At 58.3% G+C, this 24922-nt stretch carries 27 protein-coding genes; 15 read left to right on the plus strand and 12 right to left on the minus strand.

Going from position 1 to position 24922, the window contains the following annotated elements; translation table 11 throughout:
* Nucleotides 1-34: 34 nt before the first annotated feature.
* The 6 genes from JAO32_RS13040 to JAO32_RS13065 all read left to right on the plus strand — a co-directional run bounded on the left by JAO32_RS13040 (nucleotide 35) and on the right by JAO32_RS13065 (nucleotide 5948).
* Entirely contained in the window at nucleotides 35-1066 is a 1032-nt protein-coding gene (locus tag JAO32_RS13040) for a VWA domain-containing protein (RefSeq protein WP_334241053.1), read from the plus strand.
* Entirely contained in the window at nucleotides 1050-2159 is a 1110-nt protein-coding gene (locus JAO32_RS13045; protein ID WP_334241056.1) for a VWA domain-containing protein, read from the plus strand. Before JAO32_RS13040 ends, JAO32_RS13045 begins: the two co-directional genes overlap by 17 nt.
* 218 nt (nucleotides 2160-2377) lie before the next feature.
* Nucleotides 2378-3184 (plus strand): N-acetylmuramoyl-L-alanine amidase family protein, encoded by an 807-nt coding sequence (locus tag JAO32_RS13050; protein WP_334241058.1) that lies wholly within the window; start codon nucleotides 2378-2380, stop codon nucleotides 3182-3184.
* Complete coding sequence (locus JAO32_RS13055; protein ID WP_334241060.1) at nucleotides 3181-3852, plus strand: GerMN domain-containing protein; 672 nt, start codon at nucleotides 3181-3183, stop codon at nucleotides 3850-3852. Before JAO32_RS13050 ends, JAO32_RS13055 begins: the two co-directional genes overlap by 4 nt.
* A gap of 300 nt (nucleotides 3853-4152) precedes the next feature.
* On the plus strand, nucleotides 4153-4977 hold the full coding sequence (murI, locus tag JAO32_RS13060) for a glutamate racemase (protein WP_334241062.1): 825 nt from the start codon (nucleotides 4153-4155) through the stop codon (nucleotides 4975-4977).
* Between the two features lie 68 nt (nucleotides 4978-5045).
* Complete coding sequence (locus tag JAO32_RS13065; RefSeq protein WP_334241064.1) at nucleotides 5046-5948, plus strand: TIGR03435 family protein; 903 nt, start codon at nucleotides 5046-5048, stop codon at nucleotides 5946-5948.
* A 315-nt stretch (nucleotides 5949-6263) separates the two neighbouring features.
* Here the strand turns inward: JAO32_RS13065 and JAO32_RS13070 are convergent, their stop codons facing one another.
* Nucleotides 6264-6503 (minus strand): hypothetical protein, encoded by a 240-nt coding sequence (locus JAO32_RS13070; RefSeq protein ID WP_334241066.1) that lies wholly within the window; start codon nucleotides 6501-6503, stop codon nucleotides 6264-6266.
* A 122-nt stretch (nucleotides 6504-6625) separates the two neighbouring features.
* Between JAO32_RS13070 and JAO32_RS13075 the strand changes: the two genes are divergently transcribed.
* The 3 genes from JAO32_RS13075 (at nucleotide 6626) to JAO32_RS13085 (ending at nucleotide 10105) form a co-directional block, all read left to right on the plus strand.
* Nucleotides 6626-8071 carry a DEAD/DEAH box helicase gene (locus tag JAO32_RS13075; protein WP_334241068.1) on the plus strand — a complete coding sequence of 482 codons (1446 nt, stop codon included), beginning with the start codon at nucleotides 6626-6628 and terminating at the stop codon, nucleotides 8069-8071.
* 153 nt (nucleotides 8072-8224) lie between these two features.
* Nucleotides 8225-8611 carry a DUF2946 family protein gene (locus JAO32_RS13080; protein WP_334241070.1) on the plus strand — a complete coding sequence of 129 codons (387 nt, stop codon included), beginning with the start codon at nucleotides 8225-8227 and terminating at the stop codon, nucleotides 8609-8611.
* A gap of 75 nt (nucleotides 8612-8686) precedes the next feature.
* A complete protein-coding gene (locus JAO32_RS13085) occupies nucleotides 8687-10105 on the plus strand; it encodes a PepSY-associated TM helix domain-containing protein (RefSeq protein WP_334241071.1) in 1419 nt (472 codons plus the stop codon).
* 36 nt (nucleotides 10106-10141) lie between these two features.
* On the opposite strand, the gene JAO32_RS13090 is transcribed toward JAO32_RS13085, so the two are convergent.
* The 3 genes from JAO32_RS13090 to JAO32_RS13100 are packed head-to-tail and all read right to left on the minus strand — an operon-like array spanning nucleotide 10142 to nucleotide 13197.
* Nucleotides 10142-10591, minus strand: coding sequence for a hypothetical protein (locus JAO32_RS13090; protein ID WP_334241072.1), 450 nt, complete (start codon nucleotides 10589-10591; stop codon nucleotides 10142-10144).
* A gap of 52 nt (nucleotides 10592-10643) precedes the next feature.
* Complete coding sequence (locus tag JAO32_RS13095) at nucleotides 10644-12794, minus strand: outer membrane protein assembly factor BamB family protein (RefSeq protein WP_334241074.1); 2151 nt, start codon at nucleotides 12792-12794, stop codon at nucleotides 10644-10646.
* Between the two features lie 55 nt (nucleotides 12795-12849).
* Complete coding sequence (locus tag JAO32_RS13100; RefSeq protein WP_334241076.1) at nucleotides 12850-13197, minus strand: hypothetical protein; 348 nt, start codon at nucleotides 13195-13197, stop codon at nucleotides 12850-12852.
* Between the two features lie 54 nt (nucleotides 13198-13251).
* On the opposite strand from JAO32_RS13100, the gene JAO32_RS13105 reads away from it, so the two are divergent.
* From JAO32_RS13105 to JAO32_RS13125, 5 genes are read left to right on the plus strand one after another with little or no spacing between them, the layout of a single operon-like run.
* A complete protein-coding gene (locus JAO32_RS13105; RefSeq protein WP_334241078.1) occupies nucleotides 13252-13590 on the plus strand; it encodes a YbjQ family protein in 339 nt (112 codons plus the stop codon).
* Nucleotides 13591-13601: 11 nt separating this feature from the next.
* Nucleotides 13602-14003 carry a VOC family protein gene (locus JAO32_RS13110; protein WP_334241079.1) on the plus strand — a complete coding sequence of 134 codons (402 nt, stop codon included), beginning with the start codon at nucleotides 13602-13604 and terminating at the stop codon, nucleotides 14001-14003.
* Nucleotides 14004-14024: 21 nt separating this feature from the next.
* On the plus strand, nucleotides 14025-14507 hold the full coding sequence (locus tag JAO32_RS13115) for a cupin domain-containing protein (RefSeq protein ID WP_334241081.1): 483 nt from the start codon (nucleotides 14025-14027) through the stop codon (nucleotides 14505-14507).
* A gap of 51 nt (nucleotides 14508-14558) precedes the next feature.
* Nucleotides 14559-15200: a thymidine kinase gene (locus JAO32_RS13120; protein WP_334241083.1), complete on the plus strand. Its 642-nt coding sequence runs from the start codon at nucleotides 14559-14561 to the stop codon at nucleotides 15198-15200.
* A 43-nt stretch (nucleotides 15201-15243) separates the two neighbouring features.
* Nucleotides 15244-16572 carry a phosphatase PAP2 family protein gene (locus JAO32_RS13125; RefSeq protein ID WP_334241085.1) on the plus strand — a complete coding sequence of 443 codons (1329 nt, stop codon included), beginning with the start codon at nucleotides 15244-15246 and terminating at the stop codon, nucleotides 16570-16572.
* A 54-nt stretch (nucleotides 16573-16626) separates the two neighbouring features.
* On the opposite strand, the gene JAO32_RS13130 is transcribed toward JAO32_RS13125, so the two are convergent.
* Genes JAO32_RS13130 through JAO32_RS13160 form a run of 7 tightly spaced genes read right to left on the minus strand, consistent with a single transcriptional unit; the run spans nucleotide 16627 to nucleotide 23259 of the window.
* Nucleotides 16627-18117, minus strand: a complete 1491-nt coding sequence (locus tag JAO32_RS13130; RefSeq protein ID WP_334241087.1) for an alginate export family protein — start codon at nucleotides 18115-18117, stop codon at nucleotides 16627-16629.
* A gap of 50 nt (nucleotides 18118-18167) precedes the next feature.
* Complete coding sequence (locus tag JAO32_RS13135) at nucleotides 18168-18833, minus strand: riboflavin synthase (RefSeq protein WP_334241090.1); 666 nt, start codon at nucleotides 18831-18833, stop codon at nucleotides 18168-18170.
* Nucleotides 18834-18842: 9 nt separating this feature from the next.
* Complete coding sequence (gene ribD, locus JAO32_RS13140) at nucleotides 18843-20063, minus strand: bifunctional diaminohydroxyphosphoribosylaminopyrimidine deaminase/5-amino-6-(5-phosphoribosylamino)uracil reductase RibD (protein WP_334241093.1); 1221 nt, start codon at nucleotides 20061-20063, stop codon at nucleotides 18843-18845.
* A gap of 36 nt (nucleotides 20064-20099) precedes the next feature.
* On the minus strand, nucleotides 20100-20507 hold the full coding sequence (locus tag JAO32_RS13145) for a hypothetical protein (protein ID WP_334241095.1): 408 nt from the start codon (nucleotides 20505-20507) through the stop codon (nucleotides 20100-20102).
* A gap of 3 nt (nucleotides 20508-20510) precedes the next feature.
* Nucleotides 20511-21782, minus strand: a complete 1272-nt coding sequence (gene ftsY, locus JAO32_RS13150; RefSeq protein WP_334241098.1) for a signal recognition particle-docking protein FtsY — start codon at nucleotides 21780-21782, stop codon at nucleotides 20511-20513.
* Nucleotides 21783-21814: 32 nt separating this feature from the next.
* Nucleotides 21815-22528 carry a response regulator transcription factor gene (locus tag JAO32_RS13155; protein WP_334241100.1) on the minus strand — a complete coding sequence of 238 codons (714 nt, stop codon included), beginning with the start codon at nucleotides 22526-22528 and terminating at the stop codon, nucleotides 21815-21817.
* 41 nt (nucleotides 22529-22569) lie between these two features.
* Nucleotides 22570-23259, minus strand: coding sequence for a response regulator (locus JAO32_RS13160; RefSeq protein WP_334241103.1), 690 nt, complete (start codon nucleotides 23257-23259; stop codon nucleotides 22570-22572).
* On the opposite strand from JAO32_RS13160, the gene JAO32_RS13165 reads away from it, so the two are divergent.
* Nucleotides 23258-24295, plus strand: a complete 1038-nt coding sequence (locus tag JAO32_RS13165; RefSeq protein WP_334241104.1) for a hypothetical protein — start codon at nucleotides 23258-23260, stop codon at nucleotides 24293-24295. The genes JAO32_RS13160 and JAO32_RS13165 overlap by 2 nt on opposite strands.
* Nucleotides 24296-24301: 6 nt before the next feature.
* Here JAO32_RS13165 and JAO32_RS13170 read toward each other — a convergent pair whose 3' ends face one another.
* Nucleotides 24302-24790, minus strand: a complete 489-nt coding sequence (locus JAO32_RS13170; protein WP_334241106.1) for a hypothetical protein — start codon at nucleotides 24788-24790, stop codon at nucleotides 24302-24304.
* Between the last annotated feature and the right edge of the window lie 132 nt (nucleotides 24791-24922).

The raw sequence follows: 24922 nt of genomic DNA on the forward strand, positions 1-24922 counted from the left end.
CCGAGCGCTGTAAAGGGACAGCCGGGGGCGATATATGTCGACACGTGGCCGTAATGTTGTTGCGTCACTGTTTGTCTTCCTGCTGCTGTTCGTTGCGGCTGCGAAACTGCGTGCGCAGGAAAATCCGTTGCAAAACCCGCACACTCCAACCAAGCCAGAGCCGCCCAAGCAGCCTGCAGGCGAAGTCATCACGGGCAAAGACGTGACAGCCAAGGGCGCGCTCCGCCCGGGAGCCACGCTGCGAGTCGAAGCGAACCTCGTCCTCGTCCCCATGACCGTCACTGACGATCAGAATCGCCTCGTCACCGGCCTGGAACGCGAAAACTTCTACGTCTACGAGAACAACCAGCCGCAGACCATCCGCACTTTCTCCACAGACGACGCACCCATCTCCATTGGCATCATCTTCGATCTCAGCGGCAGCATGAACAACAAGTACACGCGCTCCCGCCGCGCCCTCAGCGAATTCATGCGCACCAGCAATCCGCAGGACGAGTTCTTCGTCGTTGCCTTCAATGACCGGCCCAACATCGTTGTCGACTACACCAACAACGTTGACGACGTGGACGCCCGCATGGTCATGCTCAAGCCGGCGAACCGGACCGCGCTCATCGATGCCGTCTATCTCGGCCTGGACAAGCTGAAAGACGCCAAATACGAGCGCAAGGCGCTGCTCATCATTTCCGACGGCGGCGACAATCGCTCGCGGTACACCGAAGGCGAACTCCGCAAAGCCGTCCGGGAAAGTGATGTGCAGATGTACGCCATCGGCATCTTTGAACAAAACGCGCCAACCGAAGAAGAACGCAACGGCCCTGCGCTGTTAATGGACATGTGCGATCAAACCGGTGGACGCCTTTTTCACGTCACAGATGTAGCAGAGCTGGGAGACATCGCGTCGCGCATTTCGGCAGAACTTCGAAACGAATACGTCATCGGATACAAGCCAACGGACCTTCATCACGATGGCAACTGGCGTAAGCTGAAGGTGAAGCTGAATCCGCCGCCTGGATTGCCACAGCTCTCCGTACACAATCGCCAGGGATACTATGCACCGTCGGATTAACTTTTTTGCACCGCTTCTGTTCGCTCTCTCTCTGACGATTTCCCCCGCGCTCTCTGCGCAGCAAACGCCCGCGCCCTCAGTTCCATCCCTTAGCGTGGATCGCGACCCCGTCCCATCGCCCGACGCTGAGACAGCGCCCACCGCTGCCGGTACAGACGCGAACGGACAGCAGTCCTCCACCGATCAGATTCAGCGCGCCGGCGGCACCTATACGCTTCACACTGAGGTCGGTGAAGTTCGCCTCAACGCCAGCGTCGTCGATGGCAGTGGCCGTTCCGTGCAAACGCTCCCGCCCTCCGCCTTCACCGTGTTTGAAGATGGCGTCCAGCAAACCGTCGCCAGCCTGCGCCATGAAGATCTGCCCGTCTCACTCGGCCTCCTCATTGACTCCTCCGGCTCCATGTACGACAAGCGCGCAGCCGTCGGCAAAGCCTCGCTCGACCTCATCAAGCTCTCCAACCCTAGGGACGAAGCCTTCCTCGTCGACTTCTCGTTCGATCCCTACATCGACACCGACTTCACCCACGACATCAAGAAGCTGGAAGAGGGCCTGAACTACGTCAAAGCCAGCGGCGGCACCGCGCTCTACGACGCCGTCATCGCCTCGGCTGACTATCTCTCGCGCAACGCCAAAGAACCCAAGCAGGTCATCCTGCTCATCACTGACGGCGATGACAACGCGTCATCCAGCACGCTGGAAGAAACCATCCGTCGCGTGCAGGAACTCGACGGCCCTGTCATCTACGCGGTCGGCCTGCTCTTCGGCCCTGACGAAGACAAGCGTGAAAGCCGCCACGCTCGCCGTGTTCTCGAAACGCTTGCCGAACAAACCGGCGGCGTAGCCTACTTCCCCAAGAAACTGGAAGACGTGGACGCCATCGCCGCGCAGGTCGCGGCAGACATCCGCCAGCAGTACACCATCTCTTACAGCTCCACCAAACCGGCACGCCTCGGCGGCTACCGCACGGTCCACGTCACGGCGCAGGCCAAGGGCTTCGGCAAACTCACCGTCCGCACCCGCAGCGGCTACTTCCCCAAGGGCTCCCAGCCCACCGGCCCCGCGCCCGGCCTGAAACCGGAAAACGCAAAATAATTTGCCATCCTAACTTTCTAAAGGCACCCAAGATCGTCATTCTGAGCAAAGCGAAGAATCCCAACACATTCCCCCGCAGCACCACCGCCAATTCCTTCCAGTCACGGAACCTGGGTATCGCGCAGCGATCATCGCACGAAGTGCGACCTCGCGAAGCGTCGAGAACGGTACGAAGTACCAGCCTAAGAGCCACCAGCTACAATCACATAGCCATCGACGTGAAGCTGCTCATCCCATCTCTCCTGCTCGCCATCAGCGCCGCTGCGCAGCAGCCATTAGTGCTCATTGACCCCGCGCGCGGCGGTTCCAAAGGCGGTGCGCACATCGCTGACCGTGTCGAAGAAAAGCAGGTCACTCTGCAGGTGGCGCAGCATCTTGGCAATCTCCTGCGCGCTCGCGGCTTCGCCGTCCAAGTGACCCGCGACTCTGACGTCGACACCACCAACGACCAGCGCGCAGCCATCGCCAACACCACGCATCCCATCGCCTGCATATTGCTTTACGCGTCCAGCACAGGCAATGGCGTTCATCTCTTCACCACAACTCTGCCGCAGCCATCCATGGTTGACCCCGCCGCGCCCGTTGTGTGGGACGAAGCACAATCCGCCTACGCCGCACGTTCGCAGGCACTGGCCAGCGGCATGCGCGAAGCCTTTGGTCGCACGCGCATTCCCATCGCCAGCGGAACCACATGGATGCGCCCGCTCGACAACATGCAGTGCCCGGCCGTCGCCATTGAAATGGGACCGCAAAAAGACGGCACCGCAGCCGACGATCCGCCCTATCAAAACCGCGTCGCTGAAACCATCGCAGGCGTGCTGCTGTTCTGGAAGAACAAGGTCGGCAGCATGACACCGCCCGCACCACCCAAGCCGGAGCCCACTGCCACAACACCATCGTCCGCGCCAAAGCCAGCAATGCCGACGCAGCCAAAACCGGCAACGCCATCGCCTGCGCCAAAGCCCGCAGCCCCCGCACAGCCAAAACCAACAACACCCAAACCCACAGGAGCAGCGCAGCAATGATCCCTCGTTACCAGCGCATCCTGTTCATCGTGTTGTTGAGCGCGTCGGTTTTCATGGCGATCTTTCTCGTCTACATGCACCGGAAAAACTTCGCAGAGGTTAAGAACGCGGACAACACGCCCATTGAAGCGCCCGTCTACTCCGCGTCAGAACAGGTAACGCTGGACATCGCAGACGACGCCGACTTCACCCTCACACCCACCACGCGCTCCATCGCCCTGCCGCAGACCGCTGCGGTCCGCGCACGCGCTCTGGTGGAGCATCTGCTGGCGGAATACTCCTTGCCGCGCTCCACGCATCCGCTCGACGGCGGCATCGCTGTGGACGATGTCTTTCTGGTGCCGCTGCCGCTGGGTTCTGGAGCGCAAAACGCGCCACTCTCAAAAGACGCTCAGGCCGACCCGCTCACACAGGCCAACGGCGAACTCGCTGTGGTGAACCTGCGCTCCTCCTGGGTTGACGGCCACCCCGCCGGCATCACCTCGGAGACGCTCACCATCCAGTCCATCGTCGGCACGCTGCGTGCCAACCTGCCGGAAGTCACGAAAGTGAAGTTTCTGGTCGATGGCAAACCGCGCGATACCCTCGCAGGCAGCGTAGAGTTTGACCGCATCTTCGACGCAGAAGCCTCCATCACCGCCCCGGTGCAGACAGCCACACATGACTAGGCTCGTAATCGTCCCAACCGAGAAGTCGTCGGGAAAAAGCAACCGACCAAACCTGCTTCGCCAAACGAAGCTCAAACGAACGAAGTTCGTCATCCTGAGCGAAGCCGAAGGACCTGCATTCCTCTCACGCCACTCGGACATTTCCCGAAAGCTGACCTGTTCAAGCGTTCATTCTGAGCGAAGCGAAGAATCCCAACGGACGCTGGCAGCACCAATGCAGCTCATACCTTCCGGCCACAAAACCAGGTTCGCAAAGCTAACCTGGGTATCGCGCCAAGCGAGACCCTTCGAAGGATGGCAATGACCACGAACTCCTCGCGCCCACTCATCGGCGTCTTCGATTCCGGCTTCGGCGGCCTCACCGTGCTGCGCGAACTCCTGCACCATCTACCCGGCGCAGACTTTGTGTATCTCGGCGACACCGCCCACTTGCCCTACGGGTCCAAATCCCAGGCAGCCATCACCCGCTACACCCGAGCAGCCATCCGCGAACTCGTAAGTCGTGGCGCAGAACTCGTCGTCATCGCCTGCAACACAGCGTCAGCCCTCGCCCTGCCATCGCTCCAGGAAAACGCCCCCGTACCACTCGTCGGCGTCGTCGGCCCCGGAGCAGAAGCAGCAGCGACCATTGCCCCATCGGGTTCCACCGTCCTCGTTCTGGCCACAGAGGGCACCTGCAACTCCCACGCCTACGCAGAGGCCTGCGCTACCCACGGTCTTCAAGCTGTAGAGAAACCCTGTCCACTCTTCGTCCCACTGGTAGAAGAAGGCTGGACAGACGGTCCCATCACGGAACAGATCGCAGACGTTTACCTGCAGGAGGCGTTGGCCGCAGCAACCCAGCCGCCACAGGCCATCGTCCTCGGCTGCACCCATTACCCGTTACTGCGTCCGATGCTGCAAAGGGAAATCGCCAGGCTTGACGGCAACATCCCCATCGTCGACTCCGCGGAAGCCACCGCCCGCCACACCGTCACCCTGCTACCCAATGCAGTAACCCCCGGAACCGCGGAACCCAAACTGCACTTCCTGGCCACAGACGCAGCCGCAAAATTCCAGCGCTTCGCCCCTCGCTTCCTGGGCCGCGAAATCCCCACAGTAGAACTCATCACCCTCGAAGACTGACCGAGCGGTATCCGGAACTGTCGCACCAGATTTTCCGTACAAGACATAATCCAGAGGGAGGATCGGGCATGAGCGCTTCTGCTATCAGGAGTCTGTTTTTCGCTGTAGCAATGGGCATAGCTGTTACTCCATCGTTGTCTGTCCACGCCCAAACTCTCGCCGCTCCAGTGGAATCCCAAAATCCAGCCGTCCGTGAGAACGGCACGCCGCTGACTTTTGCCGTTGCATCGGTACGCCGAAACATCACCGGCACAGGGTCCTGTGATCCAGAGCATTTCATGATCTTGCCCGACGGCTTCCACATGGCCAACTGCCCGTTGCTGGCTGTCCTGTTCTTTGCCGAGGTTCCATCCGACGGCACCACGCTTGGCTTTTCGACCAGTGGCCGCACCGTCGGCGCTCCAGAATGGATGTCATCCGAGAAGTACGACATCGAAGCGCGCCTGGAAGAGGCTGATCGTGCGGCATGGCAGAATCCCACCGCGCAGAAAAAGATGTTTCCTACGCTTCTGCACGCTCTCTTGGAGGAACGCTGCAAACTCGCTGTCCACCGCGAACTGCGGGAACGGCCTGTATACGATCTGGTGATCGCAAAGAACGGGCCGAAGCTGTCATCTGCAGAATCCACCCTGCCTGCTGACATCCTCGCGAAACATCCGGGCGTGGGCGTCGTTCCCGGCAGTGGCGGCATGTTTGCAGTTGGCGCGGGCGGCAGCATGGCTCTCTATGGAGTTTCCATGCGGACGCTCTCGACCGTCCTGTCCAACAGAGCCGGACGGCTGGTCGTCGACAAGACCGGGCTCACAGGCCTGTATGACATCCACCTTGACGCTCCGGAGCCACACACCGACGAGACCGGATCCTACATCTTCACCATGCTGCAGGAAAAGTTCGGACTCAAGCTGGTCTCCGCGAAAGAGCAAGTGGAGACGCTGGTCATCGATCACATCGAACGACCCTCCGAGAACTAGACTCGAAGCCTAATGGTCATGTTGGTCCCACGCCGAAGGCGTCGAGAACGGGCACCAAGTGCTGTCAAGCCCTCAAACCACCCAACCCCAACAAACCAAGGGAAATACAGTTGGCATGGTATTTCCCCGAAACCTCTAGAATAGAAACAGAGGACAAAACAAAGAGCTGAACCTAATTAGCTAACTCTTTTAGAAAGAAGATTTTGCCTCTAGCCCCAATGAATAGACGATTTTACAGCCACTAGCGCCGTAAACCCAATAGAAAGACGATTTTAGAAAACAAGGGGGGAGGGGGAGGGTACCCGGGCATTCGTGCTACAATTTCCACAGAGCGTTCTTATCGCTCTGTACGTCGCAGGGAACGGCCCGAAGTGGATTGGGGCTGGCCAGAGACCGCGATGTTCTGTCCCACCGCTGTATGCCATCCCTTGAACGAGTGAGAGGGAAGCGTTGGTTGCTCTGGCTTGAAAGATCACCCTGCATGGAAGCAGGGATAACGATCTCGCCGTGCAGCAGCAGTGGCTCATCAAACCAATGCTGATAGAAGCGATCCATGGTGCTTTGCTCCACGCCTAAGGAGCGAATGACACACCTGCATCACCATAACCATCTGGCAGGCAGGCCGACCTCCATCTGACACAGAGGCGCCGCCGCACACATACAGAGAAAGATACCTCTTGAATACTGGCAATACCGCAATCGCCGAGCAGACTGCTCCGGCAACCACCACTGCAACCACATCTTCCCCCCTCTTCACCGACTTTGCTCTCTCCCAGCGTCTGCAGGACCGCCTCGCTGCGGCAGGCTACGTTACGCCCACGCCCGTGCAGGCAAAGGCAATTGCTCCCGCTCTGGAAGGCCGTGACGTACTCGCCACCGCCGCCACAGGCACAGGCAAGACCCTGAGCTTCCTCATCCCGATGATCGAGCGTATGGATGCGAACCCGCTCCAGGCGCCCGCTCCGGACGCAAAGGGCGGCAAGCGCCAGGCGAAGCCCATCCGCGCTCTCATCCTGCTGCCCACGCGCGAGCTGGCCATGCAGGTGCTTGAGAACTACGCCAAGCTGATGCCCGGCCAGAAGAACGATGCCGTACTCGTCTGCGGCGGCCTCTCGGAAGGTGCTCAGCTTGACGCACTCCGCCGTGGCCCGCGTCTCGTCGTCGCCACGCCCGGACGCCTTGAGGACTACCTGAAGCGCGGCGAGATCAGCATCCGCAACGTGGAGATGCTCGTACTGGACGAAGTGGACCGCATGCTGGACATGGGCTTCCTCCCGGCCATCCGCCGCATCGTCGGCGCACTGCCCAAGACCCGCCAGACCATGTGCTACTCCGCCACGCTCGACGCCAACATCGCCGAGATCGTACGCGACTACGTGCAGAAGCCTGTCCGCATCGAGATCGGCACCACCTCCAAGCCCAACGAGCGCGTGGAGCTCCGTGCCTACACCGTCATGCAGGACCAGAAGCTGGGCCTGCTGGAACAGATGCTGAATGAGGAAGAGGGTACGTTCCTCGTGTTCAGCCGCACCAAACACGGCGCAGACCGCATCGGTCGCAAGCTGGAGAAGCTGGGCTATACCGCCAGCATCATCCACGGCGACCGCTCGCAGTCCCAGCGCACGTCGGCCCTTAAGGCGTTCGCTACCGGCAAGAGCCGCATCCTGGTCGCAACGGACGTCGCAGCGCGTGGAATAGATATTTCCCACATTGCGCACGTTGTGAACTATGATCTTCCCAACGCCAGCGAGGACTTTGTCCACCGCATCGGTCGTACCGGCCGAGCAGGCAAGGAAGGCTTCGCCACCACGTTCGTCATGCCGCAGGAGCGCAGTGACGCACGTCGCATTGAGCGAGAGCTGAAGATCAGCTTCATCTGGCGTGAGGCCGATAAGAACCTGGCCAAGGAAGAACGCAACGCGCCGCTTGACCTGAACAACGTCAGCGACCTGATGCAACTGGAGACCCGCGCATGGAAGACCAATCCGCAGGGCACCAGCCTGGAAGACGCACCCGTACCGCAGGGCCGCCATCACGCGGGCCGCGGCAACGGTAACGGCCGCAAGAGCGGCAATGGTGGAAACGGTGGTGGTGGCGGTTTCCGTCGCCGTCGTCGCCGGTAAAAAGGTTGTTTACGCGCGGACCCCTTGCGAAGGGCGGCGACGATCGCATCACTTCCTCGCAAACCAGCCTTTGTTCTCTCCATGCAAAAAGGGACGCCTTCGGGCGTCCCTTTGGACTTGTGGGCATCTTCGCACAGTGCTTGAATAACGGTATTGCGTAAGCTTCTCGCCATCCTGTTGCTTGCTGTCTTCGGCTTGCCGTTGGCATCCTCGCTCTTCGCGCTTGCACCGCGCAGTGAGGCGTCTCTGCCTGCTTGCTGCCGCCGCGCGGGCATGCATCACTGCACACAGATGGCGGAACAGGACTCCCAGCCTGCGGATCACCGCCACGTCTCCGTAGTACAGGAGAAGTGCCCCTGCTGCCCAGCGGTGCTCAGCCTCGGCAACGTCACCAACCTGCTTGCATCTCCTTCTGCGTCGATGTTGTTCACCACTTTGCAGACACAATCAGCAGTTGTTGTGCAGGTTGAGGTCAGTCAACGCATTGCGTACGACCGAGCCCGCGGAAAACGCGGTCCTCCTTCTTTCCTTATTCAGTAACGCTGTCGAGTTCTGCTGCATTGCAATGCGGTAGATTCTTCGTCCCGTTTACAGCAAAGGAAGGAAAACACTTTCATGGCAACAACTGCCGCGAACATCTCTGTCGAAGAACAAGGGCGTCGTTTGTATCGCACCATCTGGCGCTGGCATTTCTATGCCGGTATCTTCTGCATCCCTCTTGTCATCTGGTTATCGATTACTGGTTCGATCTATCTGTTCAAGCCACAGATCGAACGCTGGATGGATCGTCCTTATAACCATCTGCATCTCACCGGTGCGCACGCAACACCAGAGCAGATAGCTCGCACCGCAGTGATTGCAGTTCCCGGTTCAACACTGCACTATTACGAGCTACCGCCGAGTGGCGACGCGGCGGTGCGTGTGATCGTGGGAATTGGCAAGAAGGAATACCGCGTTTATGTGAACCCGCAGACGCTTGCCATCCTGCATACAGTCAGTGAAGACCGCCGGTTGATGACAGTGATCTCTCACCTGCACGGAGAGCTGCTTGCTGGAACACTCGGATCCTATTTGGTTGAGATGGCTGCATCGTGGGCCATTGTGCTGCTGCTGACCGGCCTGTATCTGTGGTGGCCGCGACAGACGGAGAAGTTTGCTGGTGTTTTGTGGATACGTACACGCAGTGGCAGCCGCCTCTTCTGGCGTGACCTGCATGCTGTAACCGGTGTGTGGATCTCAGCCTTCGCGTTATTCCTCATCCTTACCGGACTTCCGTGGGCCAAAGGTTGGGGCGGATACTTCAAGAAGGTCCGCCAAGTTACAGGAACATCCGTCGCGAAGCAGGATTGGACGACAAGCCGTGCTGATGCTCTCGCTGATCGCATGGCGCAGAACAGTAACAGCACGAGCAATAGTATGGACGACATGCCGGGTATGGAACATTCCGGCCATATGGGGCACGACATGAGCGGAATGATGATGGCTGCAGACCGATATCAGCCCTTCAACGTACTCGTTCCGGTTGCAGCTACTTTGCATCTGGCTGCTCCAGTGGAGATCATGCCTGCCATGAAGGCCGGTGGCACATGGACGATCAAGTCCGACGCACAGAACCGCACGTTGCGCGATGTACTGCAGGCCAATCCGGAGACAGGAATGATTGTCAGCCGGAAGAACTTCGATCAAGGGATGATCCTGGATCGCGTTGTCGGTACTGGTATTGCTGCACACGAAGGACAGCTCTTCGGCCTGATGAATCAGTTGCTGGGATTGGTTACGGCTATGGGATTACTTCTGCTTTGCGTGAGCGCAGTCGTTCTGTGGTGGAGAAGGCGACATGTCGGTGTGTTGGGTGCGCCGATACCGTTGGCACGTCCACGCTGGAGTTTTGCACTAGTAGTTGCAGTGCTTGCGCTTGCTGTCTACCTGCCTGCGATGGCGTTCTCGCTGATCGCGGTCATGCTATTGGAATGGGCAGTGCTATCGCGTGTTCCTGCAGTAAATCGCTGGCTTGGACTTACAGCTATTGCATAGGCAGAAGAGCTGGAGAATCACTTTCCAGCTCTTCCGTTACTTCGAATAGGTGTATGTGCCGCACAATGCGGAGGAGTTGTTTAGGTCCTCCGCTTTGAGGCTGGGCATCTTGCTACCGGAGAAGAAGGCAACCTGCATGGTCTTGCCCTGTACGGCAGTGGCCATGTATTGCGTCTCTTCGTTGCCGCAGATTGTGTTCTTGTGCAGAAACTTGCGGTCGCCTGCAATGCTTAAGCGGTAGAGCTTGCCATGCACTCCATCCGTGCTGTCGAAGTTGAATACTGCGGCGATCTCTTCCGTAGTTAGTTCACGCAGGTCAGCGATGGTGAACGGCTGGAAGTAGATTGACAGTCGCTCACCAGAGATGACGATATCTCCGGTCACGGAATGCGCGGTGTTGCTGGTGGCCTTCCAGTAGCCGTTGTCCTGTGCCACGGCCGACACGGAGAGCAGGAGGGCGATCGCGGTGATGACGAGACGCTTCATGCCTACCAGCATGACACCGTGATGGAACCATCGGCAAATCGTGACCGGTGATTTATGGCAGCGCAAACGCAACGTACTTCGTGCCGTGTTTCGCCTTGCTGTTGCGCGCACTGCTGTTTGCGATGACTACGTACTGCTTGCCATTCACCATGTATGTGGCGGGAGTGGCGTTACCAGCGTATTCCATGGTGTATTCCCACAGCAGCTTGCCGGTCTTTGCATCGAAGCAGTGCAGCTTGTTGTCGAAGTTGGTTGCGCCAATGAATAGCAGTCCACCGGCTGTGAGCACAGGGCCGCCGTAGTTTTCACTGCCGGTGTTTTTCATGCCCTTTGCGGCAAGTTCCGGATATTCACCCAGCGGCACGCGCCACAGATATTTGCCCGTGTTCAGGTCGAGTGCATTCAGTGTGCCCCACGGTGGCTGAATGGCAGGATAGCCATCGGGATCAAGGAACTTGTGGTATCCCGTGAAGCGATACTTCGCTGCTGGTGCAGCATTTTTGCCATTGCCTGCAGTTGCTTCCTGCTTGTCACTGCGGTCGGTTGGACTTAGGTCGGTGCTGCGTACATAAGCGAGGAGTGAACTTAGCGACTCTCCTGTGAGGTTGGTGAATCCTGGCATGCGTCCGCGACCGTTGTGGATCACGTCTGTCATCTGCTGTGCAGAGAGTTTTTTTGTTGCTTCAATCAGCGATGGAAAGACATCTGCTTGTCCTTTGCGATCGGTTCCATGGCATACGGCGCACTGTGCGTTGTAAAGCGTTGCACCTGCGCCTTCACCGCTCTTCACGGCTGTCAAACCACCGGTCCAGGCCACATCGTTCGCGTTGATGTAGAGCACTCCGGTTTTTGGATCGGCCGCTTCACCACCCCACTCGGCACCGCCATCGAAGCCGGGAAACACAACCGTTTCCTGATCCACACGGAAAGGGACGAACTGGCCCTCGCTGATGAAGGTGCGGAATTTCTCAGCAGCCCACGCATGCGCTTCTGGCGTTCGCGTGGTCAACATTTCTGCCGTTAAACGCTGGCGTGCGAAGGGTTCAATCGCCGTGGACATTGGCTGCGTTGGAGATCCGACTTCACCCGGAACAGTGCTGGCGGAAAAGGGTTTTTCTTCAATCGGAAACAGCGGCTTGCCTGTGACTCGATCAAAGACAAAGACTTGTCCATGCTTTGTCACTTGTGCCACTGCGTCGATGGATTTGCCATTGCGATGCAGTGTTAACAGCACCGGCGGCGATGGGAAATCGCGATCCCACATATCGTGATGCACGGCTTGAAAGTGCCACAGCAGTTTGCCGGTTGCGGCGTCAAGCGCCAGTAGAGAGTTTGCGTACAGGTCGTTGCCGACGCGATCTGCGCCGTAGAAATCGCTGACTGCGGAGCCTGTTGGTGCATAGAAGATGCCCCGCGCTTCATCCAGCACTCCACCTGTCCAGTTGTTCGCGCCGCCGGTGTATTTCCATGCGTCCTTCCGCCATGTTTCGTAGCCCGGTTCGCCGGGATGAGGAATGGTGTGGAAGCTCCACACCAGCGCGCCAGTGTGGATGTTGTATGCGCGAATATCTCCGTGTGGTGACGGTTCCGTTTCGCCGGTGCGGAAGCCAGTAATGAGGACGTCTTTATAGATGGTGCCCGGCGTGGTGATTGCGACTGTGCCTTGTGGCGACTCTGGACCTAGATCATCGCGCAGATCAATGCGGCCATCTTTACCGAAAGACGGCATCGGTTTTCCGCTGCTCGGATCCAGCGCCCAGATAGCGTAGAGGGTCTGCGCGAAGAGAATGTCGTGGGTTCCGTCCGGGCTTTTCCAATAAGCAAATCCTCGCGCGGGCTGGCCGCTGTGAATGCCGGAATCGAACTTCCACAGTTGCTTTCCCGTGGCTGCATCCAGCCCGAATACGATCTGTTCCGGTGAGTAAACGAACATCCTTCCTTGAGCAATCAAGGGGTGCGTCTGCAAACCCGCACGCGATTCTCCTGTGTCAAACGTCCATGCCACACGAAGCTGCTTCACATTGGTTCGGTTGATCTGTGTCAGAGGCGAATAGCGCTGGCCGGCCTTGTTGCCGCCGTAGACATTCCAATCTGCCGATTGCGGATCACTGGAGGCGTGCACGGCTACCATGTAGGGCAGAAGGAAAACGCACGCCAGGGAGGCGATTGCACCGGTTCGCAGCAATGTAGGCAACAGTTTCATGGAGGGCAAAATTGTAGCTTGCCCTTGCTTATCTGAAACATTGCATTTTCGCCCGTTAGCGAATGTCGAAGTTAATTTCGCGCACCAGGCCGTCGCCAGTAGTGGTCCACATGATGGCTGTGCTGACCGGAGTGGCAGTGCCAGGCTCTGTCACCACTGCGTCTGTCTGCCGCAACGGGCAATCATTCACCTGTACTGCACCGCTGTTATCCACCACGATCTTCGAGGAAGCGTCTTTTGTCATGCCGGTGCAAACGATGTGTACGTGGCCGTGAAAGTTCGCAGGCACCTGTATCTGTACCTTGCTGGCGCAACCCAGCAGAACGATGCCAGACACTGCCAGGGCGGTGACAAAATGATGTTTCCGAAGTTGAGTCGCAGGGGATTTCATACGCGTACCCATTACGCTATCACGCGTTTGCTCTACAATTGCGGTGCAAATCAGAGAGGAACCCGCGTGCCACTTCATCCGGCTTTCGTTACCACCGCTCTTGATCTTCCGGGTTATCGCATTGTCCGCAGCCTTGGGCTGGTACGGGGCATCGTGGTCCGGTCGCGCTCCGTATTTGGCACCATCGGCGCCAGCTTCCAAACGCTGGTGGGTGGTGATATTACACTCTTCACAAATCTTTGCGAACGCACGCGGCAGGACGCTCTTCTGCGCATGGAAGAACATGCCGTTGCGATGGGCGCAAATGCTGTTGTCGCCTTCCGTTACGACGCGAATGAAGTGATGCAGGGCGTCACCGAAGTACTGGCGTATGGCACTGCAGTCGTTGTGGAACCAATTTCCTAGGAGACGTATACATGGCTTCTGCGGGTAGAGTGACTGGCATCGGCGGCGTGTTCCTTCGTGCACGTGATCCGAAAGCACTGACAGACTGGTATCACAAGCACCTCGGTTTTCCGCTGACGGACCACGGCATCACGTTCATGTGGACTGATGAAGTCCCCAAAGGTACCGGTATGACCGCGTGGAGCGCCTTCAAGGAAACCACGGAATACTTTGGCAAAGGCAGCCGTCAGGCAGTGATGATCAACTATCGAGTGGACGATATGGACGCTCTGCTGGACAAGTTGAAAGCAGCTGGCGTGGAGATTGATCCGCATCGCGACGATGCAAGCTATGGCCGCTTCGCATGGATTGTTGACCCGGAAGGCAATCGTGTGGAACTCTGGCAGCCCCTTGCAGATCACACTTCGTCATAGGTTTGAAAATAGGAGTCTGAAATGAAGTATCTTTTCGGTGCTGCATTTGCGCTTGCGGCTGTTGCATCACCGCTCGTTGCGCAAACCGCCACGCCAGCCAGTGAAATGATTACCGCCGCCACGCTCCGCAGCACGGGTGATGATTTGTTAAAGCAGTCGCTCGCGTCGAAGGACGGCATTGCATTTAAGGTTCTGCTGACACGGCCTGATGGGGCGGAGCAACTGGCTGTCCGCGTGAAGAGTGGCCAAGGGGAATGGCACCACGACTTTGCCGACGTCCTGATTGGGCTGGAAGGCGAAGCAGAAGTGGTGACAGGGGGCACGCTGGTGAGCGGCAAGGACACCGCGCCGGGAGAAAAGCGTGGCGACGGCGTAAGTGGTGGGAAACGCCAGCCGTTCCATGCGGGTGACGCCATTCGCATTGAGCCGGGCGTGCCGCATCAGATGATCCTGAAGCCGGGTTCCAGCTTCCGTTATTTCGTGGTGAAGGTGCGGGCGAAATAGCAAAGATTTTCACCCAATTTTTCACAAGCCGCTTGCCGGTACGATAGGCCAATGCAGGCTGAAACCAGTTCTCCCTGCCCGGCGACGCCGGGTGTGCTGGAAGTGATCGTTGGACCCATGTTTTCCGGCAAGAGCGAAGAGCTTATCCGGCGGCTGAAGCGTGCGCGCATTGCAAAGCAGCGCGTAGGCTGCTTCAAGCCGGATATCGACCTGCGTTATCACCGCACGGCAATTGCATCGCATTCGGAACAGACGCACGAAGCTTCCGTGGTGACGCCGAATTCTGACCGTCTCCGTGAAGAGCTGTTTGCCACGGGGCTGGTGGACCGTATCGAGGTTGTGGGACTGGATGAGGTGCAGTTTTTTGATGAAGGCATCCTGCCGCTCACCATGGAATTGATCAATCTGGGCAAGCGTGTGATCCTTGCAGGGCTGGATACTACCTTTGCCAACGAGCCTTTTGGTCCCGTACCGAACCTGATGGCGCTGGCGGACAAGGTCACAAAACTGAATGCCGTGTGCATGGTTTGCGGTCAACCTGCCATTCACACGCAGCGGCTCGGTCATTCACAAGAGTTGGTTGTGGTTGGTGCCGTCGGTATGTATGAAGCGCGATGCCGAGCGCATTTCCAGCCGTACGTGGAAGAACCCGCCGAACAGATGGATCTGCCTGTGGTGGTTGCGGCTCAATAGAAGTTGGAAACGGCGAAATGTTCGACTTCGTTACCATGTTGACATGGTTGCTACACGCATTTTCGTCGCTGCGCTCGCGGTCCTTGCTACGACTGTTACTGCTTCTTCGCAGGCGCCCTCGGAGACGGTGCTACGCGGTCTCTCGACTGTTACGGTTCTTTCCAGGACGGCTTCCGGACGCGCTGCGCTCAGCTCAAATCTGACGGTTACCAGTGGTATCCAGACGGGCGCTATTCCCCAGCCTACTTTGTTGCCTGATGGCGAGCAGCGTGGCCAGTCGCTGCGGGATGCGGATGTAACCTCCGCGAACGCATCACAATTGGCAGACGCGCTTGGCACGGCATTAGGTGCGGCGTATGTTGCGCGCGCGCATTCCATTGATCGTGAACATTACACGGTTGCTGCAGAAAGCATTACGCGTGTGTTGCGGCTCGCAACGGGCACCAGCGGCCCGCACTCAAACGAAGGCAAGTATCTGTTTGGGAATGGCACCACGAACGGCACCACACCGGTGTCGGCGGAGTGGATGAAGATCATCACGTCGCAAAGCGGTGAGATGGATCCCTTTGGGCGTGCCTATCACTTTCCTGCCGGAGCTCCGAATGCAGATCGTTACGGCGATTCCAGGCCGTTTCAAACCGCACCGGAGTTACGTCGCTTTACAGGCCGTGACTCGTTCAACATGCTCATCGACAACACGCAATATCTGCGTGGACCCGCGATGGACTTAACAAATAGCCCGTCCTATCCCAGTGGTCATACGACATTTGGTTACACGGCCACGCTGATTCTTGGACTGCTGGTTCCTGAGCGTTATCCGCAGATGATTGCGCGCGGTGCGGAGTATGGCAACAGTCGCATACTCATTGGCGCCCACTACGCCATGGATGTGCTCGGCGGCCGCACGCTTGCGCTCTATGACACGGCCCATTTGCTGGCTGAAGATCCTGCGTATAAGAACGCTGCGGGATTCCGCAAAGCCATGGAGCAGGCGAAGGCCGACATGACCAAAGTGCTTGAGAGCGCTTGCGGAAAGACTGTTGCCGAATGTGCCAAGGAAGACACGAGTCGTTTCAGTGATCCCGCAGCGGTTTCTGCTTTCTATGCCGTGACGCAAACGTACGGATTGCCTGTTGTTTTTGCCAAGACGGCTGCTTCGAAAGAAGATGTTGCAACAGTTGCACCGGAAGCAGGTTATCTTCTGACGGTTGCCTATCCGTCGCTCACGCTGAAGCAGGCGGATGACATCCTTACGGAAACAGAAGGACCCGGTGGTGGCTTTCTGGATGACGGCTCTGCCTTTGGTTTGTATTCACGCATCAATCTTTACGAAGCCGCGATGCGAGCACAACAAATCGCAGCCAACCGCTAAAAGATACGCCCCGTTCTTTCGAACGGGGCATTAATAGATTCGCCACCATATGCACTAGTGACTGCGTTGCAATGGAAGACTGAATCGGTAATTCATTTCAATAAAGCCAAACTGTGCGTGAGTATTTACCGGGTAAATGGCCCGTACGACATCCTTGCCCCATACGTGCGCATAGTACGCAGTAAGTGAGAGGCGTGGTGTTACCTGGTAATCGGCGCTGATGTCATACAGCGTGGCCAAGTTGCTATACCCGTTGGCAGGGCGCCCCGTGTAACCGAAGGTGGTCTTGTCCAGCGGACCTCCGCCGAGATACCAAAGGTCGTTGCGGCTTGTCAGACCAAGAAAATGCAGGTCGGTGCGAATGTCCAGCTTGGGCGTTGGCTTATCCATTAACTGCACGAATGCTTCCTTCGAATTCATCATGTTGAAGAAAGGGAAGCGTGCATAGTTGCGCGGCGTGGGCAGCACCTGGAAGTAAGTGTTGTGCGTGTTGTCATTGGGATTTTCATCGCCTGTGGTGCGCAAAAAACCTCCGCGAATCCATGGTGATGACTTTACCTGCGTGAACTGTACGCCACCTTCCAATGCAAGGGCTCCCGCACGATGATCCTGTATACCCCATCGCCCGTTCTGTAACACGCCCCAGAACAGACCATCGAGTTTTACGCTCTTCGATACAGGTACAGTCGCGATCATGCTGGTTCCATAGGAACCGATGCGAATGTTATTGCGGTCTGCGGTGCGCGCGGCTTGCGAGCGATTGTCTACCTTCACGATGCCAGTGCGGCCATCGTGATAACCCACCGCGAATGCGCGCACCAATACGTGCTGCTTCGCGGCAGTTCGTGACCATGCAAGATACTGCGCGTCAACGTCGAGTTCTGGGTTTGCGTTCATGTTGAACACGCCCTGCACGGCTCGCGCTCCCATCGCAGTGACATCCCATGAACCTTTGTTGACCTTCACCTCAACGCCGTCCAGCGAACGTTGGCCGTTGGAGAAGCCAAAGGAGCCGATTACTCGTTGCGCAATACGGTTGCTTTGAAGCCACTGCAGCGATGTATCGGTCGGCTTGATCTCTGTGCCATCGGTGAACTCAAAACGTCCCACGCGGATCGTGTTGGAATCATGCGCAAAGTGATAGCGCAACCATCCTTGCTTGAATGAAGCGGCAGCGGGAAAACGATTGTTGCCGTTGTGCGCGTAGTACGTGCCACCAAGGCCCAGATGCCCCTGCGCCGGTACGGGTGACACAGCATCATCTGGAAGCCACAATTCACTGTTTTGCGATAGCTCTGCAGTCCAGTCGATGTGCTTAATGCGCTGCTGCAGCGCAATACGCAACAGGCTGTCTACGTGGGCATATTGTTCTGCATTAGGCGTAGCAGAAAACCACTGCGTTACATTCACGCGCTGGCGATCCCACACGCTGACGGTCAGCGGTGTGGGCTTGGAAATATCGGGTGAAGGAATCTGTGCTTCAGAGACCGGGGCTGCGAAGAAAAACAATGCGGACGAGACAAGAGCGGGGAATCGTAGCGTCATCAAAAACTGGTTACGCAGGCGACTCTCCTCGTGAATGCAGAAAATCTACTTCAGAACCCCGCGGCGATTAGTGAGAGTTCGGTAATCGACTCGGACTCGTTCTTCTTCGCGCGTTGCTCCGCATATTTTGCCAGTACATCCACTTCCAGATTCACTGGATCGCCGGGCTGCAGCGTGTGGATGTTCGTTACTGCGTACGTGTGGGGAATGAGGGCAACGGTCACTTCTTTGGCGCCATCTGCTGCCTGCTCTACTTTCGCCACCGTGAGCGAGATACCGTTGATGGCAATCGATCCCTTTTCCACAATGTATGGCGACAGCGCAGCAGGCGCGGCGATCTTCAGCGTCCAGTCGGTGTAGTCCGCATCGGAAGTCACCGCTGTTAGCGATAGCAGATAACCAACACCATCCACATGTCCTTGCACGACATGGCCGCCCAGTGGTGTTCCCGCCGGCGTTGGCAGTTCCAGATTCACGTGGCTTCCCGGTGCAAGATGCGTCAGCGACGTGCGGCGGATGGTCTCTTCCAGAAGATCGGCTTCAAAACTTGAAGGCGTAATGTTCAGTGCAGTCAGGCATACGCCAGACACGGCAATCGAATCGCCTGTGCCAAGTTGCGTGGCCAGTGTGGGAGCGGCAACACGAATGCGTGTGACGCCAACCTTTTTCTCCAGCGAAACGACGGTGCCTGTTTCTGCAATCAGCCCAGTGAACATAGCTCTATCTTAACGACTCGAGGCAGAAGTAGGTGTGAGCGTAAATGTCTCCGCCCACGGATCGTGCAGTGTACCGCGCACACAAGCGTCCACCTGCCGCGCGCCACTGCTTAGATCGCTTACAAAATCACAACGGTCGATGTCGGAAAGTTGTTCAATCAAACCAAACGCCGTTGGCCCGTGCGACGCAAACGGAATTGCATTGCTACCGAGTTCCGTCTCAGAGAAAAAGAGCACGGCTTTATCGACCAGTCCTGCATTTAGAAACGCGCCATTCAATCCAGGGCCGCTTTCCAAAAGCACGCTGAGAATGTCCAGGTCTCCAAGTCGCTTCAGCACCGCGCGCAGATCCAACTCGAGTCGGCGTCCTTGTGTACCGCGCTGGGCCGGAGTGAGCGTGGGAATGGTTTCTACTGTGACTCCACGTTGTCGTAACGCTCGTTGACGATCATTGGGTGCACTCTTCGCACAGAAGACAATTAGGTCTTCATTCACGCTTTCTGCAAGGCGTGATGACAGCGGCAAACGACAATGAGTGTCCAGCACCACGCGCAGCAAGCGTCTGCGCCGTTGCAGGTTGCTGCGGTCCGTCATCATAGGATCATCGGCGAGCACGGTGCCAATGCCGGTGAGAATCGCATCGCTGGCATGACGGAAGCGATGCACCTCTTCGCGTGCGGCTGTGCCAGTCAACCAAAATGGAGCATTCGCGGTACGTTGCACAGGCAACGGAGCCAGCATTCCGTCCACACTTAATGCGGACTTCAGCGTAACCAGCGGCATGCCGGTAAGAATGTGTCGTGCAAACGCATCGTTCATGCGTCGTGCTTCACGATGCAGCAGACCATGTTCGGCAATGACGCCGCCGTCTTCCAGGATGGCCATGCCTTTGCCTGCGACCAGCGGGTTGGGGTCAAGCGTTGCGGCTACGACGCGCGCAATGCCAGCATCCAGCAGTGCATTGGCGCATGGCCCCGTGCGTCCATGGTGAGAACACGGTTCCAGCGTTACGTATGCCGTTGCACCGCGTACCCGCTCACCGGCTTGCTTCATAGCAACGATTTCTGCGTGATCACGCAGGTCGTAGCGGTGTGCGCCCTCGCCTACGATTTCGTTGCCGTGCGCAATGACGCAGCCCACCTGTGGGTTCGGTGAAGCGAGGCCCAGCGTGGCGCGAGCCAGTTCCAGCGCACGCTGCATGTGGGCTTTATCTGTGGCAGAAAAAGTCATCCGTGCATGTGATGCTATCGCACAGTGGAACGACGCTTATGCGTAGGCCGTCTGCACCTTTACGCCAATCTGCCGCGAAGACAGCTCGTACAGCAGAAAAGGGAGCAGATTGACGGTATGGGCCAGGTCGCCTGCCTTCGCATTGGATGCGTCCACCTTGAAGGTGAAGATCATCTCCAGCAGTCCCTCTTCACCTGCAAATTCTGCGAGTGTTGCTTCGTGCTCTTTCACGAAGTGAAGCAACGCCTCCAGCGCCAGATCAAAGTGCTGCTGGGTTGCGCCCTGGAACAGAGGAGCATGCCAAACACTCGTCTTGCGGACGGAGCTTCCCACCTGCTGGCCCGCTGTCATGCAAAAGACCGGCTGCGTGTTGAGTGTTTCCGTCAGAAAGTGCAGGTCGCGCGACACATGATGCACCTGAAGACTGATTGTGAAAGGCGCCATATGTTACCCCAGCAGAGAATCAAGAAATGCGTCGCTGTTGAAGGGGAGAATGTCTTCCATCTTTTCCCCCACACCGGCGAAGACCACAGGCAGCTTTAGTTCGCGCGCAATGGCGATGACAATACCGCCCTTTGCCGTGCCATCGAGCTTCGTGAGAACGATGCCTGTGACGCCAGCACTCTCAGTGAACAACCGCGCCTGTTGCATACCGTTCTGTCCGGTCGTCGCGTCGAGCACGAGGAACACTTGATGCGGAGCGCCCGGCACCAGCTTCTGCGCGGTGCGCCTCATTTTGTCCAGCTCGGCCATCAGGCCAGCTTTGTTGTGCAGGCGTCCGGCGGTATCGACGATGACAATGTCAGCGCCGCGTGCTTTGCCCGCAGTCAGCGAGTCATAAAGCGCAGCGGACGGATCTCCACCCTGCTTCGTCTTGATGATGTCCACACCTGACCGTTGCGCCCAAACTTCAAGCTGTTCAATCGCTGCCGCACGGAAGGTATCCGCCGCGCACAATAACGCCTTGCGGCCGTGTGTGCCGTAGAGTGCTGCCAGTTTGCCGCTGGTGGTGGTTTTGCCGGTGCCATTTACGCCCACCATCATGATGACTTCAGGCGCCTGCGCAGGATGGTTCGTCGGCTGTGCCACGGAATCGAGGATGGCGCGAAGCTCTTCCTTCAACATCTGCTTCAACTCATTCGTGGTGGCATTTTCGCGCAGAGCACGTTGACGAAGATTGCGCATGATTTCACTGGTAGTCGTGGCGCCAATGTCCGCGGTGAGCAGAACGGCTTCCAGTTCATCCAGCGTGTCTTCATCGACGGTGCGGCCCAGCGCCAGAACGCTATCCAGTCCGGCTCCCAACTGTGAACGCGTGCGCTCCACGGCGTCGCGCATCTTACCGATGAAGCTGGCGTCCTCTTCCGCTTCGCTGGCATAGCCGCCGAAGGAGAATGCGGAGGTCATCGGCTTCAAACCGAATTCGTTGCGCTGGGCATCGGGCGCGGGGACAGGAGAAGGTGTCGTTACCTGCGGTTCTGGTATCCGTTCGACGGTTTCGCTAAGCGTCGCAGAAGCAGGTTCAGTTGAAGCTTCGACTGGTAGTGTCTCGTCATCCTGGCGTAGTGGAAGCTCAAACGCATTTTGCGGAGCTGCGGGAGGCACTTGCTGAGCAGGCACGGCAGACTCAACGCTCTCGCCAGTTACGGCAGAGCGGACACGTTCAAAGAAACTTGGCTTTCTCGGCTTGTCGTCCGAGTTGAAAAGCGAAATCGGCATCCTTACCAGTCTACGACCGTTGGACGGCGGAGCTAAACCGGTTCCACCAGCTTGTGCGAGATGGCGAACAGCGCCAACTCCAGCCGCGTGGATACTCCAGTCTTATCGAACGTGTTCGAAAGATGGCGCTTCACGGTCTCTTCGCTGATGGTGAACTGTTTTGCGATGTCTTTGTTGGAGCAGCCTTCCACGATGCACTGCACCACTTCCAATTCACGCGGTGTCAGGCCAAAGGTCTTCTTCTCCGGAGCGGCTGATGCCTGCATCATCAGGCCGTGAAGCGCCTGCAGCAGGTTTACGACGCGTTCGCCACCAATCCAGTAGTCTCCGCTGGCGACAGCGCGGATGGCCTCACTCAGATCGCCGGCAACGGAGTCTTTGAGCACAATGCCGCGCGCGCCGATCTGCAGAGCTTCAATGACCTGTTGCGTGGAGATAGTGCTGGTTAGCAGGATGATCTTGACACGTGGCGACTTCGACATGATCGCGCGCATCGCTTCCAGGCCTGGAAGTTTGGGCATCTGCAGATCCAGCAGCAGAACGTCGGGCTCATGTTCCAGGGTCTGGGTAATGGCGTCTTCGCCGTCTTCTGCTTCGGCGACCACTTCAAAGCCCGGGTCCGTCATCAGCATGTTCTTCACGCCGAACCGAACTACGGGATGATCGTCCGCAACCACCAGCCGAATGCTGGAATTGCCGGAACGGGAACTCGTCTGGAAACTACCGCTCGGTGAGCTCTTCTGCAAAGTCCTGGTCTCCAACGTTATCGCCGTGCCTTTCGGTGGCGCTAAAATTCGCCCGAAAGAAGCTCATCCAGCATACGGCGGACATGATTGATTTCCCGAAGAAATTCGGGAAAGACGGGGGGTGGCATCGAACTTGCCAATCCGGCGTCTTCTACCGTGGATGCTAATGTGCGCAGACGGGTGGCACCGATCATGCCGCAGGAGCCCTTCATGGCGTGGGCTTCCTTATGGAGGGTGGTGGGGTCGTTGGCGGTGGCCGCGGCCTCCATGCGGTGTACCCTCTGCTCCGCGTCGGTGAGGGCGAAGTCGTATAGGGAGCGGAGTTGGGGTGTGGGCATGGCCTTCCGTATGCGCTGGAAGGTGGCCTGGTCGATGGCCTGGTCCTGTTCCGGGGTAGTTGGGGTTCTGGACATGCGCCGCACTTCGGAGGGGGCGAAGGGCTTGGTCAGTAGTGCGTCGTAGCCGGAGATGTTGCCCTTTGGGGTGGCGGTCATGGCGAGCAGGATGGGCCTGTTGGGACAGGCGGAGCGCAGATGGGCGGCTAGTTCCTCGCCGCTCAGTCCGGGCATCTGGAGGTCGCTCAGGATGACTTCGGGTGCAATGGACGGCGCTAATGCGAGGGCTTCCTCGCCGCTGGCGGCTTCGGTGACGGTCCATCCTTCGGCGGCGAGTAGCAGTGTCAGAACTTCCCTTGTGGTCTCGTCGTCGTCAATCAGGAGCAGGCGTTCCATGCAAGCACTCTACAGGGTTCTACAATCGGCTGAATTGATTGTGATGAAGTTCTCCGTTGCCATTACCGGTTTGTTTGCTTCTATTGTTTTTGCTTCCGCTGCTGTGATGGGGGCGGTGGGGGTGACGGCGCAGGATGGGGCTGTCCCCGAGGTATCGGTGTCAAGCCCGGTGGATGGGACGTCTGCGCGGTGGCAGCGGGTGTTGCTGCCGCCTGCTGCTACTCCCATGGCGGAGCAGTGCGCGGTGGTGGATGCCGATCTGTATGCCCATGCCGCGCCGGGGCTGCGGGATGTGCGGCTGGTGCAGGACGGGCAGGAACTGCCGTATGCCATGGACGTGAGCTTCGACACCCGCGTGGGCGATGCTGCTGCGCCGCCTGCGGACGACCGCGCCCTGTATGAGCCGGTGCAGACCATCCGGCTGCTGCCGCAGCCTGCGGCGGGTATTGCGGGGGCTCAGATGGGTGACGTGCCGGACACGTACTACAACGAGACCCTGCTATCCGCGCATGTGCCGGTGGAACGGGTGCGGCTGGTCCCTGCGCCCAAGGTGGAGGCGAAGGTGGAGCTACGTGCGTCGGCCCGCATGAACCTGGGGCAGGCGGAGGAGTTGCGTGCGGTGCTTACAGCCGACCATCCGGTGGTGCCGTTCACCATTGGGGCCAACCTGCAGGAGCCTGCGGACATACTGGTGCGCGTGGTGGATCATGGTGCCGCGCCGCAGGCCATTGTGCTGGAGATGCGGCGGCGGGAGATCTGCTACCAGCCGCGGTCAATGTCGCCGGTGCATATGCTGCTGGGCGATGCTACGGCCAACCCTCCGCGATACGACTATGCGCTACGCTTCCGGCCCAGCGCACAGCCTCTGCTGGCTGCGATGGGGCCTATGTCGCCGAACCCGGCTTACCAGCCGCAGCAGGCGTCCGCACCCGTGTTCCGGGTAAGCGCAGGCTTGCGTACCGCAGTCATGCTGGTGATCGCACTTGGGTCGCTGGCGGTCATGGCGTTTGCCATCGTGGAGCTAAGGCGGAAGTAGGAGGCTCTACTTCGGTGGTGCGGTGCAGCCTGTGGGATCGCGTCCGCTATCCAGCGTCTCCATGGCGTTCTTCGCCACGATGACGTACTGCTCATATCCGGGTGCGTGTTCGGCCTTCTGGAGGAAGGTCTCCAGTGCGGTCTTGGCCTCGGGCAGCTTGCACTGGTGCATGAGGTATTGCGCGTGGTTGAAGTAGGGTGTGTAGCACTTGGGCGCGGCTACGATGGACATCTGCGCCAGACGTTCCACCTCATTCCATTCGCCGCGTGCGCGTGCGCCTTCGATGGGCAGGATGTACTTCACCTTAGGCGATGTATCCGTGTAGTGCTGACCGGAGTCGCTGTCCGAGACGATCTGGACGCCGTCGACCGCGCAGGTGTAATGGATGGTTGCGGTGTCGTTGACGGGTTTGTGGTCGTCGTCACCACCGCGACCCTGCGCATGGAGAAGAGGAGCGGCAAGGAGAATCAGGAGCGCGGTGGAAGCGAATCGCATAGCGCGAACATCCTAGCAGGTAGTTGAGACGATTCAATACTGCGTTCCGCTCTCGAGTACTTCGTACTGTTCTCCAACGCCTTCTGCGTGATTTTTTCGTTTCGTGGTCGGCAGGGATAGGGGGTACCCCCC

The organism is Terriglobus sp. ADX1, from assembly GCF_036877645.1.
Taxonomy (GTDB): domain Bacteria; phylum Acidobacteriota; class Terriglobia; order Terriglobales; family Acidobacteriaceae; genus Terriglobus.